We start from the raw sequence: 11,342 nt of genomic DNA on the forward strand, positions 1-11,342 counted from the left end.
AGGTGCCTGTTGCCAAGTAAAGACCCTGTAGCCACTATAGGGTCAAGCACCCATTTGGAGATTGCAGCAATGAAGATCGGCGAACTGGCCAAACTGACTGACTGCCAGGTGGAAACTATCCGTTACTACGAGAAAGAAGGCCTGCTGCCGCCCCCGGCGCGCACCGACGCCAACTACCGCGTATACACCCAGGCCCATACCGAACGGCTGATCTTCATCCGCAATTGCCGCAGCCTGGACATGACTCTGGAAGAAATCCGCAGCCTGCTCGGGCTACGCGACAGCCCTCAGGACCAATGCGAAAGCGTGAATGCCTTGATCGACGAGCATATCCAACACGTGAAAGCGCGGATCGATGGGCTGTTGGTGCTACAGGAACAGCTGCTGGACCTGCGCCAACGCTGCGGCGGTGGGGCGGGCCTGGATCAATGCGGGATTTTGCAGCGGCTGGAAGTCAGCGGCAGTGTGGCGGCCAGCGAGGCTGAGCCTTCGCATGTGGGCAGAAGCCATGGGCACTGACCCCGCAGTGCAATCGAATCAAAATATGGAAGCGGGCTTGCCCTAATGCCAGTCAGTTAAAAGAACCTGCCGCCACCAAACTCTGTAGTGAGCGGGCTTGCCCCGCGCTGGGTGGCGCAGCCGCCCCAAACCCAGGCGCCTCGGTCCTTCTGAAATACCGCGGCGTCTTTGTTGGGGCGGCTGCGCCACCCAGCGCGGGGCAAGCCCGCTCACTACGGATGATGTGTTCTACATCCCACCCTTTAACTGACTGGCATTAGGGCTTGCTGACCGGGGCAGGCTTTAGATCGCTACATCGGCCTTGATGCTTGGATCGGCGTCGTAGCCGACAATTTCGAAGTCTTCGAACTTGTAGTCATAGATCGACGCAGGTTTGCGCTTGATCACCAGCTCCGGCAGCTTTTTCGGCGTACGCGCCAGCTGGGTGCGGATCTGTTCCATGTGGTTGCTGTAGGCATGGGTGTCGCCGGTGGTGACGATGATCTCGTGCGGGATCAGGTCGCACTGCTGGGCCAGCATATGGGTGAGCAACGCCAGCGCGGCGGTGTTGTACGGCAGGCCCAGGAATACATCGGAGCTGCGGATATACAACTGCATCGACAGATGACCGTCATGCACGAACGCCTGGTACAACAGGTGGCACGGCGGCAAAGCCTGCTTGCCGTTGCGCGCGTTTTCCTGGGGGCTCTTGGTTTCGTCCGGCAGGTACTCGACGTTCCAACCGTGGAACAGGATGCGGCGGCTGTTCGGGTTGGTCTTGAGCGTGTGGACCATGTAGTCGATCTGGTTGATCGTGCCGCCATCCTTGGTCGGCCAGGCGGTCCACTGCTCGCCGTATACCGGGCCCAGGTCGCCGTCTTCAGTGGCCCATTCATCCCAGATGCGTACGCCGTTTTCGTTCAGCCACTTGATGTTGGTGTTGCCGCTCAACATCCAGATCAATTCGTTGGCGATGCTTTTGAAATGAAGCTTCTTGGTGGTCAGCAGCGGGAAGCCGTCGGCCAAGTTATGCCGATACTGACGGGCAAACACGGCTTTGGTGCCGGTGCCGGTGCGATCGCCCTTGGTCAATCCATTGGTCACGACGTCGTTCAGTAGTTCGAGATATTGCTTCATGTGAGTACCCGTATCGTTGAAGCCGAGGCCGGCAAAAGCCTCGGCGTCGAATTTAAAGCGCTGTGTTCTTGATGCCTTGCGGGCGATTGTAAGCCCACCACAACAGGCCCAGACCCGCGATGATCATCGGCATGCTGAGAATCTGCCCCATGGTCAACCAGCCCCACGCCAGGTAGCCCAGCTGTGCATCCGGCACCCGCACGAACTCGACGATGAAACGGAAGATCCCGTAGAACAGCGCGAACATGCCGGAAACCGCCATGGTCGGACGCGGCTTGCGCGAGAAGATGTACAGAATCAGGAACAGTGCCACACCTTCCAGGGCGAATTGGTAGAGCTGCGACGGGTGGCGCGGCAATTGCGCCGGGTCGCTGAACGGCGGGAACACCATGGCCCACGGCACGTCAGTCGGCTTGCCCCACAATTCGGCGTTGATGAAGTTACCGATGCGCCCGGCGCCCAGGCCAATGGGCACGAACGGTGCGACGAAGTCCATCAGTTGGAAGAACGACTTGCCATTGCGCCGGCCGAACCACCACGCGGCGATCATCACGCCGACAAACCCGCCGTGAAACGCCATGCCGCCCTTCCACACTTCGAAGATCAGCGTCGGATGGGCGATATAGGCCGGCAGATCGTAGAACAACACATACCCCAGGCGCCCGCCGACGATCACCCCCATCGACATCCAGAACACCATGTCGGAGAGCTTCTCCTTGGTCCAGGTCGGGTCGAAACGGTTCAGGCGCCGGGAAGCCAGCAGCCAGGCACCGCCGATGCCGATCAGGTACATCAACCCGTACCAGTGGATTTGCAGCGGACCGATGGCCACGGCCACCGGGTTGATCTGCGGGTAAGGCAGCATTGCGACTCCTCGTTAAATCATTAGTCATGGCGCACCGGACCATGCCGGTGTGCGATTAAGCCTGCGTTACAGCCGCTATTTCAAATTAAGAAGTTCACACGTACCGAACCGCCAGGCATGTTAACGGATGGAAGGCGTGCGACCCAACTTCGATGCGATGGAACACCCGCCGCGGTGTGAGTAGAGTGGCAAAAAACACAAAAGGGATTTGCCTGATGTGCCTGATAGTTTTCGCCTGGCGGCCGGGCCACGCCCAACCGCTGATCGTCGCGGCCAACCGTGATGAGTTCTACGCCCGCCCCAGCCTGCCGCTGGCCCAGTGGCCGGATGCGCCCCAGGTGTATGCCGGTCGCGATCAAGAAGCGGGCGGCACCTGGTTGGGCGTGAGCGCCGACGGGCGTTTTGCCGCCCTGACCAACATCCGTGACCCGCACCAGCCGCCGGCACGCAAGTCCCGGGGAGAGCTGGTGGCGCGCTTTCTCAGCGGAACATTAGCGATTGACGACTATTTGGCCGACGTTAACGGACGATCGATTGAATATGCCGGCTTTAACCTGCTGGTGGGCACGCCCGATGAGCTGTGGCACTACAACGCCAATCACACCGCGCCTACACGGCTGGAGCCTGGGGTTTATGGGCTCTCCAATGCCGGGCTTGATACGCCATGGCCCAAATTGCTCAAGGCCAAGGCGGCGTTGCGCAAAGTACTGGAAGATCCGCAGCCGCAAGCCTTGCTGGACATATTGAGTGACCCACAAACCGCACCGTTTGCCGACTTGCCGGATACCGGCGTGGGATTGGCCACAGAGAGTTTATTGTCGAGCGTGTTCATTGCCAGCCCCAGCTATGGGACGCGGGCGAGTACGGCGCTGATCGTGAATGCCGACGGGACGCGGCGGATGGTGGAACGCAGTTTCGGCCCCCTGGGAGGCAGGTTGGGGGAAGTAGAAATCAGCCTCTGAGCAACACCACAAAACTACTGTGGGAGGGGCGATGCGACGATTCGACTTGCTCCCGATAGCGGGGGGGGGTCAGTCGACATCTACTTGACTGACCCTCCGCTATCGGGAGCAAGCCCCCTCCCACATTTTTGATGTGTACCAAGCTTTAGAGAGTTTTGGCGGAGGCCGGGTTGATCATCCGCGTCAGCCCCAGGTTCTTCAGCGCCAGCTGCAGCGAGCTGTGGATAACTTGCGGGTTGTCGATGGTCATCAACTCGGCCAGCAGGTCCTTGGCCATGCTCAGTTCGACCTGGCGCAGCATCCACTTCACCTTCGGCAAGTTGGTGGCGTTCATCGACAAGCTGTCAAAGCCCATCGCCATCAACAGCACCGCCGCCGCCGGGTCGCCGGCCATTTCACCACAGATGCTCACCGGCTTGCCTTCGGCATGGGCTTCACGCACCACATGTTGCAGGGCTTGCAGCACGGCCGGGTGCAGGTAGTCGTAAAGATCGGCCACCCGTGGGTTGTTGCGGTCGACGGCCAGCAGGTATTGGGTGAGGTCGTTGGAACCCACCGACAGGAAGTCCACCTGCCGCGCCAACTCCTTGGCCTGGTACACCGCAGCCGGAATTTCGATCATCACGCCAATCGGCGGCATCGGCACGTCGGCACCTTCGTCGCGGACTTCGCCCCAGGCGCGATGGATCAGGTGCAGCGCCTCTTCCAGCTCATGGGTGCCGGAAATCATCGGCAGCAGGATGCGCAGGTTGTTCAAGCCCTCGCTGGCCTTGAGCATGGCGCGGGTCTGCACGAGGAAAATCTCAGGGTGGTCGAGCGTCACGCGAATGCCGCGCCAGCCGAGGAATGGGTTGTCTTCCTTGATCGGGAAATACGACAGTGACTTGTCGCCGCCGATATCCAGGCTGCGCATGGTCACCGGCAGCGGATGGAAGGCTTGCAGTTGCTCGCGGTAGATCGCCAGTTGCTCCTTCTCGCTCGGGAACCGCTGGTTGATCATGAACGGCACTTCGGTGCGGTACAGGCCGACCCCTTCGGCGCCACGCTGTTGCGCGCGAGCTACATCAGCCAGCAGGCCGGTGTTGACCAGCAACGGCATACGGCGCCCATCCAGGGTGACACACGGCAGTTCGCGCAATGAGTCCAGGCCCAGCGCCAGTTGTTTCTCTTCCTGCACCACTTCGGTGTACTGCTTGCGCAGCACTTCGCTGGGGTTGGTGTAGACCTCGCCGCGATGACCATCGACGATCATGTCGATGCCATCGACCTTGGAATACGGCAGGTCCACCAGGCCCATCACCGTCGGGATGCCCATGGCCCGGGCCAGGATTGCGACGTGGGAGTTGCCCGAGCCGAGTACCGAGACCAGGCCCACCAGTTTGCCCTCAGGCACTTCGCCTAGCATGGTGGCGGTCAGTTCTTCACTGATGAGGATGGTGTTGTCGGGATAAACCAGGTTATTAGTGCGATCTTCCTGCAGGTAAGCCAGCAGGCGACGACCCAGGTCGCGCACATCCGAGGCGCGCTCGCGCAGATAGGCGTCGTCCATCAGTTCAAAACGGTTGACGTGATCAGTGACCACCTGGCGCAACGCGCCCTGGGCCCACTGGCCGGTCTTGATCACGTTCTTGACTTCGCTGCCCAGGGACGCGTCGTCAAGCATCATCTGGTACACATCGAACAACGCCCGTTCTTCGGGGCGTAGCTGGGTGGCCAGCTTGGTCGACAGGTTGCGCATGTCGGCGCGCACGCCTTCCAGTGCGGTCTTGAACAGTTTGATTTCTGCGTCGATGTCATCGACGATCTTGTCCGGCACCACGTCGAGGTCGGCCGGCGGCAGCATGACCACCGCCGTCCCCACCGCCGCCCCCGGCGAGCCCGGAACACCGACGAACTTGGCTTCCTGGATGCCCTTGCCCTGGCGGCCCAGGCCGCGAATCGAACCCGTCGCCTCGGCGTGAGCAATAACCCCGGCAAGCTGTGCGCTCATGGTCACGAGGAAGGCTTCTTCACCCTCGTCGAACTGGCGGCGCTCTTTCTGCTGGATGACCAACACGCCGACGACGCGGCGGTGGTGAATGATCGGGGCGCCGAGGAACGAGGCGTAGCGCTCTTCGCCGGTTTCGGCAAAGTAGCGATAACGCGGGTGATCGGCCGCGTTTTCAAGGTTCAGGGGTTCTTCACGCGTCCCCACCAGGCCAACCAGACCTTCATTGGGCGCCATGCTGACCTTGCCAATGGAGCGCTTGTTCAAGCCCTCGGTGGCCATCAGCACAAAACGGTTGGTCTCTGGGTCCAGCAGGTAAACCGAGCAGACCTGGCTGCCCATGGCTTCCTTGACGCGCAACACAATAATCCCCAACGCCGCCTTGAGATCCTTGGCGGAGTTAACTTCCTGGACGATCTTGCGCAGCGTATTGAGCATGGCTCGGGGTCGAACTCCGTCGTCAGTCGCGCGCTAAAAGGCGCGGGGCAAGCTCTTTAAGAGCGCGACGATAAACCTCGCGCTTGAATGTCACCACCTGGCCCAACGGGTACCAATAGCTGACCCAACGCCAGCCATCGAACTCCGGTTTACCGGTCAAATCCATCCGCACCCGCTGCTCATTGGAGATCAGGCGCAAAAGAAACCATTTCTGTTTCTGGCCGATGCACAGCGGTTGGCTGTGAGTACGCACCAGGCGTTGCGGCAAACGATAGCGCAACCAGCCACGGGTGCAGGCCAGAATTTGCACATCTTCGCGCTCAAGGCCGACTTCTTCATTCAACTCACGGTACAAGGCGTCTTCAGGGGTTTCGTCGGGGTTGATCCCACCTTGAGGAAACTGCCAGGCATCTTGGTTGATTCGGCGAGCCCATAGCACCTGTCCGGCATCATTCGTAAGAATAATCCCGACATTAGGACGGAAACCATCGGGGTCGATCACGGCAACAACCTCGCAAACGCATGTCGCCGCATTGTTCCACAAAGGTTGATGAAGCGGCAACGAGGCTTCTTACCTTATGTGCACTCTTGTGAAAAGACCGTATTCTGGACGCCTTTTTACAGACTTTTCAGCGAGTAACTGCAATGCGCCTGGCTTTATTCGACTTGGACAACACCCTTCTCGGCGGTGACAGCGATCACGCGTGGGGCGATTACCTGTGCGCCCGTGGGATTCTCGACCCGGTGGCCTACAAGGCCCGCAACGACGCGTTCTACCAGGACTACCTGGCCGGCAAGCTGGACAATGCCGCCTACCTGAACTTCAGCCTGGAAATCCTCGGCCGTACCGAAATGGCCCAGTTGGAGCAGTGGCACCAAGATTTTATGCGCGACTGCATCGACCCGCTGATGCTGCCGCTGGCCGAGGAACTGCTGGCCAAACACCGCGCCGCCGGCGACAAGCTGGTGATCATCACCGCCACCAACCGTTTCGTCACCGCGCCGATTGCCGCACGCCTGGGCGTTGAAACCCTGATCGCCACCGAGTGCGAGATGGACAATGGCCGCTACACCGGGCGCAGCACCGACGTGCCGTGCTTTCGTGAAGGCAAGGTGACGCGCTTGAACCGTTGGCTGGAAGAAACCGGATATAGCCTGCAAGACAGCTACTTCTACAGCGACTCGATGAATGATTTGCCGCTGCTGGAGCAAGTAACCCATCCGGTGGCGGTGGACCCGGACCCGAATCTTCGTGCCGAGGCCGAGAAGCGCGGCTGGCCAGTAATCACACTCCGCAGCTGAGAATGCTATCGGGGGCAAGCCCCCTCCCACATTTGGACCGTGTTCACAAATCAAGGGTGGGAGGGGGCTTGCTCCCGATGCAGGCAGCTCGGTCTAAAAGCCCTAAATGGGTTTGGCGCCCATCAGCCCGGCAATCGCCACAAACCCCACCAGGCTGATCACCGCCAGCACCAAGGTGAAATTCAGGCTGCCGCCCTCGCCTTTGCGCAGGCGATTAAGCCGTGCCACCAGCCAGAACCAGGCCAGCGCCGCCACGGTATAGAGGATGCTGGAGCCCAGAATCCAGGTCTGCCCCAACGGCCAGCCGATCAGGTGCACCAGCCACCAGCCGCTGAACGGCATGCTCACCAGGCAAATCCCCATCAACAGCCAGACAAACGCCCACGGGCGTTGCACGGTCACCGCCGGGCCGGCGCTGCGCTTGCGCCAGGCCAATACCGCCAACCCGAGGCCGCTGAGCAGCAGCAACACGGTAGCGGTGATGTGGATAACCTTGAGGGTGGTCAGCGTTTCCATGGTCTCGATTCCTTAAAGGCCGCTCTGTCAGCGTAGTCGCTCAACCGAGGAACAGTTGGTAGGCCGGGTTTTCGCTTTCATCCCAGTACGGATAACCGATCTCAGCCAACGCCGCAGGCACCAGGTGGCGCTCATCCGCCGGCACTTGCAGGCCGGCGACCACGCGGCCGTCGGCCGCGCCGTGGTTGCGGTAGTGGAACATCGAGATATTCCAGCGCCCGCCCAGCTTGTTGAGAAAGTTGAACAACGCTCCCGGACGCTCCGGGAACTCGAAGCGAAACACCAGCTCATCGCTGACTTTGGCGGCGTGCCCGCCGACCATGTGGCGTATGTGCAACTTGGCGAGTTCGTTTTCAGTCAGGTCCAGCACCGGGAAACCCTGCTCGGTGAGGCTGGCGATCAACGCGCTGCGCGGGTCGTTGTCCGGGTGGGTCTGCACACCGACGAAGATGTGCGCCTCGCTGCCGGAATGGTAGCGGTAGTTGAATTCGGTGATCTGGCGCTTGCCCACGGCTTCGCAGAACGCCTTGAAGCTGCCCGGTTGCTCGGGAATGGTCACGGCGATGATGGCTTCGCGGCCTTCACCCAGTTCGGCGCGCTCGGCCACATGGCGCAGGCGGTCGAAGTTGACGTTGGCGCCGGAGTCGATGGCCACCAGGGTCTGCCCGCTGACACCTCGGGTTTCCACATATTTCTTGATACCCGCCACACCCAATGCACCCGCCGGCTCGGTAATGGAGCGGGTGTCGTCGTAGATATCCTTGATCGCCGCGCAGATCTCATCGGTGCTGACGGTGATCACTTCATCCACATAGTCTTTGCAGATATCGAAGGTGTGCTGGCCGATCTGCGCCACCGCCACACCATCGGCAAAGATGCCGACGGTTGGCAGCACCACACGCTCCCCTGCGGCCATGGCCGCCTGCAGGCAGTTGGAATCGTCCGGCTCGACGCCGATGATCTTGATTTCGGGGCGCAGGTATTTCACGTACGCCGCGATACCCGCGATCAACCCGCCGCCGCCCACCGGGACGAAAATCGCATCCAGCGGCCCCGGGTGCTGGCGCAGGATCTCCATCGCCACGGTGCCCTGCCCGGCAATGGTGTGGGGATCATCATAGGGGTGAATGTAGACGTAGCCTTTTTCGTCGACCAGCTTGAGCGAATAAGCCAGGGCTTCCGGGAAGGAGTCACCATGCAGCACCACCTTGCCGCCACGGGAGCGCACGCCTTCGACCTTGATCTCCGGGGTGGTCTTGGGCATCACGATGGTGGCCTTGACCCCCAATACCTTGGCCGCCAGCGCCAGGCCCTGGGCGTGGTTGCCGGCAGACGCGGTGACTACGCCACGCGCACGTTCCTCGGCCGATAGCTGGGTCAGCTTGTTGTAGGCGCCGCGAATCTTGAACGAGAACACCGGCTGCAAGTCTTCACGCTTGAGCCAGACCTTGTTGCCCAACCGCTCGGAGAGCTGGCGGGCGGTCTGCAAGGGGGTTTCTACGGCAACGTCGTAAACGCGCGAGGTGAGAATTTTTTTGACGTAGTGTTCAAGCATCGGCGGGTATCTACTTCGCGAATTGGGCAGGGTCAAGGAGTCTAACCCAGCGTTTGGCCGGGCGACCACACGAATACCGAGGTTTTGTTGGGTTATACTCGCGCCCCTCGATAACTCCCCGCCCGTTCCGGAGCCCGCATGACCCAGGATCAACTCAAACAGGCAGTGGCCCAGGCCGCCGTCGATTTAATCCTTCCTAAACTCGACGATAAAAGCATCGTCGGTGTCGGCACCGGCTCCACTGCCAACTGCTTCATCGACGCGCTGGCCCTGCACAAGGGCGCGTTCGACGGCGCCGTCGCCAGCTCCGAAGCCACCGCCGCACGCCTCAAGGGCCATGGCATTCCGGTATACGAGCTCAACACCGTGAGCGACCTGGAGTTTTATGTCGACGGCGCCGATGAAAGCGACGCACACCTGAACCTGATCAAGGGCGGCGGCGCAGCCCTGACCCGCGAGAAGATCGTAGCGGCCGTGGCCAAGACCTTTATCTGCATCGCCGACGCCAGCAAGCTGGTGCCGGTACTCGGCGCGTTCCCGCTGCCGGTTGAAGTGATTCCGATGGCGCGCAGCCACGTGGCTCGCGAACTGGTGAAGCTGGGCGGCGACCCGGTATACCGTGAAGGTGTGTTGACCGACAACGGCAATATCATCCTCGACGTGTTCAACCTGCAGATCACCAACCCGGTGGAGCTTGAGACTCAGATCAACGCCATCGTCGGCGTAGTCACCAACGGCCTGTTCGCTGCGCGCCCGGCGGACGTGCTGCTGCTGGGCACTGCCGAAGGCGTCCAGACCCTCAAGGCCTGACAACACCGCAACTCCAATGTGGGAGCAACTGTCTAAATGGATTCAATTCAGAAGTCATATTCATAGGCAGCAAGACTCCCACAGCTCTAGGCCATGCAATGCTGAACGAAAGAGCTGCTGCCGTGCTAAGCGGTGTGCTCTTTCCATTCAGTGCCGTCACGCAGCATCGCGTTCAGGCGTACCAATAAAACGCGCATACAGGCGATCAGTGCAACCTTGGCGCATTTACCTTTATCACGTAACAACTGGTATCGAGCTTGGAATTCCGGCTGGTCCCGAATGATCACCCAGCAGGCCATATACAGTGAGCGGCGGGCTGCAAATCTTCCGCCACTAATGTGGCGTGCACCTTTGTGCTTTCCGCTGTCGTTGTTGTAGGGCGCGAGGCCTGCAAGTGCCGCGATCGGGCGTCCCCCGATTTCGCCCAACTCGGGAAGGTAAGCCATAAGGCTGCTGGCCGTAATCAGCCCAATTCCCTTGACCGAGCACAGTCGAGCCACCTTTTCGCGATCTAGCTCGTTCGCACTTTGACGAATCAGCTGATTTATCGCTTCCACTGCTGCGCTCAAATACTCGATATGGCTCTGCAATGCAGGCTTCACCGCATCGCAGGACGCCGTTTTCAGGCGCCGCCTGTCGTCATCTCTTTGCTGAACAAAATGCTCTCGCTGCTGGACCAATGCGCGCAGTCTTTCATGCTCAGGGCTTGTGATTCGGGCGCTTGGCGAGTCTATGACGGCTGCAAATTGTGCAAGAGACTTTGCGTCTATCGGGTCGGTTTTGGCTTTTTGGCCCATCGCTCTGGAAAACGCTTTGGCGCGACGAGGGTTAACGCAAATGACCTGAAGGCCAGCCGCTTGCGCCGCTTTAACAACGTTTCGCTCGTAACCGCCCGTCGCTTCCACCAACACGCGGCTGACCTGGTAAAGCCGCAGCCATCCAATCAGCGCCGGCAAATCTTTCTCAGTATTTGAACAACTTACCCCAGCCTCAAGTAAATGAATCCGAGCCTCGAGGCTGTCTTTGGAAACATCAATGCCTGCTGAATAGGAAAACATGGCCAAATCCTCTTACACTCAGGGTGAGAGCGCTCTGGCTTGGCCCACGCTTGTAACTGTTCGAGGTGGGCTCGTTCAACTGTTCGGGCTCATGTCCAGAGCGGAGAGGTGAGTAGCAGCATGGGCTCCCACACGTGCTTTGAGCACTCGGGGCATTCAGCTTGCTACTCACCGCTCTCACCCTCAGTTTATTCCTGACTTAAGACACAAGGGG

General features: G+C 60.2%; 11 protein-coding genes. 4 read left to right on the forward strand and 7 right to left on the reverse strand.

What is annotated here, in order from left to right; genetic code table 11:
• Positions 1–69: 69 nt before the first annotated feature.
• The gene (cadR, locus tag C9383_RS22005; protein WP_060753506.1) at positions 70–519 is read left to right on the forward strand and encodes a Cd(II)/Pb(II)-responsive transcriptional regulator; all 450 of its coding nucleotides are present in this window, start codon (positions 70–72) and stop codon (positions 517–519) included.
• A gap of 282 nt (positions 520–801) precedes the next feature.
• Here cadR and C9383_RS22010 read toward each other — a convergent pair whose 3' ends face one another.
• Together C9383_RS22010 and lgt are read right to left on the reverse strand one after the other, a co-directional pair.
• A complete protein-coding gene (locus C9383_RS22010) occupies positions 802–1,635 on the reverse strand; it encodes a thymidylate synthase (protein WP_010207295.1) in 834 nt (277 codons plus the stop codon).
• Between the two features lie 52 nt (positions 1,636–1,687).
• Positions 1,688–2,500 carry a prolipoprotein diacylglyceryl transferase gene (gene lgt, locus C9383_RS22015; protein WP_090368158.1) on the reverse strand — a complete coding sequence of 271 codons (813 nt, stop codon included), beginning with the start codon at positions 2,498–2,500 and terminating at the stop codon, positions 1,688–1,690.
• Positions 2,501–2,715: 215 nt separating this feature from the next.
• On the opposite strand from lgt, the gene C9383_RS22020 reads away from it, so the two are divergent.
• Complete coding sequence (locus tag C9383_RS22020) at positions 2,716–3,462, forward strand: NRDE family protein (protein WP_090368156.1); 747 nt, start codon at positions 2,716–2,718, stop codon at positions 3,460–3,462.
• Positions 3,463–3,607: 145 nt separating this feature from the next.
• On the opposite strand, the gene ptsP is transcribed toward C9383_RS22020, so the two are convergent.
• Positions 3,608–5,887 carry a phosphoenolpyruvate--protein phosphotransferase gene (gene ptsP / locus C9383_RS22025; RefSeq protein WP_090368154.1) on the reverse strand — a complete coding sequence of 760 codons (2,280 nt, stop codon included), beginning with the start codon at positions 5,885–5,887 and terminating at the stop codon, positions 3,608–3,610.
• A gap of 22 nt (positions 5,888–5,909) precedes the next feature.
• On the reverse strand, positions 5,910–6,389 hold the full coding sequence (locus tag C9383_RS22030) for an RNA pyrophosphohydrolase (protein WP_003176750.1): 480 nt from the start codon (positions 6,387–6,389) through the stop codon (positions 5,910–5,912).
• A gap of 143 nt (positions 6,390–6,532) precedes the next feature.
• Between C9383_RS22030 and C9383_RS22035 the strand changes: the two genes are divergently transcribed.
• Entirely contained in the window at positions 6,533–7,189 is a 657-nt protein-coding gene (locus C9383_RS22035) for a histidinol-phosphatase (RefSeq protein WP_090368152.1), read from the forward strand.
• A 102-nt stretch (positions 7,190–7,291) separates the two neighbouring features.
• On the opposite strand, the gene C9383_RS22040 is transcribed toward C9383_RS22035, so the two are convergent.
• The gene (locus C9383_RS22040) at positions 7,292–7,705 is read right to left on the reverse strand and encodes a DUF2269 family protein (protein ID WP_090368149.1); all 414 of its coding nucleotides are present in this window, start codon (positions 7,703–7,705) and stop codon (positions 7,292–7,294) included.
• Between the two features lie 40 nt (positions 7,706–7,745).
• Complete coding sequence (gene ilvA / locus C9383_RS22045; RefSeq protein ID WP_090368147.1) at positions 7,746–9,260, reverse strand: threonine ammonia-lyase, biosynthetic; 1,515 nt, start codon at positions 9,258–9,260, stop codon at positions 7,746–7,748.
• 138 nt (positions 9,261–9,398) lie between these two features.
• Here ilvA and rpiA point away from each other — a divergent pair, with 138 nt between their 5' ends.
• Positions 9,399–10,070 carry a ribose-5-phosphate isomerase RpiA gene (rpiA, locus tag C9383_RS22050; protein ID WP_060753514.1) on the forward strand — a complete coding sequence of 224 codons (672 nt, stop codon included), beginning with the start codon at positions 9,399–9,401 and terminating at the stop codon, positions 10,068–10,070.
• 125 nt (positions 10,071–10,195) lie between these two features.
• On the opposite strand, the gene C9383_RS22055 is transcribed toward rpiA, so the two are convergent.
• Positions 10,196–11,128 carry an IS110 family transposase gene (locus tag C9383_RS22055; protein ID WP_090365966.1) on the reverse strand — a complete coding sequence of 311 codons (933 nt, stop codon included), beginning with the start codon at positions 11,126–11,128 and terminating at the stop codon, positions 10,196–10,198.
• Between the last annotated feature and the right edge of the window lie 214 nt (positions 11,129–11,342).

This window comes from Pseudomonas palleroniana (genome assembly GCF_003031675.1).
Lineage (GTDB): Bacteria > Pseudomonadota > Gammaproteobacteria > Pseudomonadales > Pseudomonadaceae > Aquipseudomonas > Aquipseudomonas palleroniana.

Bases quoted from the DNA above. Each gene is read 5' to 3' on its own strand.
- cadR (WP_060753506.1), top strand. From the start codon at position 70: ATGAAGATCGGCGAACTGGCCAAACTGACTGACTGCCAGGTGGAAACT.
- C9383_RS22010 (WP_010207295.1), bottom strand. From the start codon at position 1,635: ATGAAGCAATATCTCGAACTACTGAACGACGTCGTGACCAATGGATTG.
- lgt (WP_090368158.1), bottom strand. From the start codon at position 2,500: ATGCTGCCTTACCCGCAGATCAACCCGGTGGCCGTGGCCATCGGTCCG.
- C9383_RS22020 (WP_090368156.1), top strand. From the start codon at position 2,716: ATGTGCCTGATAGTTTTCGCCTGGCGGCCGGGCCACGCCCAACCGCTG.
- ptsP (WP_090368154.1), bottom strand. From the start codon at position 5,887: ATGCTCAATACGCTGCGCAAGATCGTCCAGGAAGTTAACTCCGCCAAG.
- C9383_RS22035 (WP_090368152.1), top strand. From the start codon at position 6,533: ATGCGCCTGGCTTTATTCGACTTGGACAACACCCTTCTCGGCGGTGAC.
- C9383_RS22040 (WP_090368149.1), bottom strand. From the start codon at position 7,705: ATGGAAACGCTGACCACCCTCAAGGTTATCCACATCACCGCTACCGTG.
- ilvA (WP_090368147.1), bottom strand. From the start codon at position 9,260: ATGCTTGAACACTACGTCAAAAAAATTCTCACCTCGCGCGTTTACGAC.
- rpiA (WP_060753514.1), top strand. From the start codon at position 9,399: ATGACCCAGGATCAACTCAAACAGGCAGTGGCCCAGGCCGCCGTCGAT.
- C9383_RS22055 (WP_090365966.1), bottom strand. From the start codon at position 11,128: ATGTTTTCCTATTCAGCAGGCATTGATGTTTCCAAAGACAGCCTCGAG.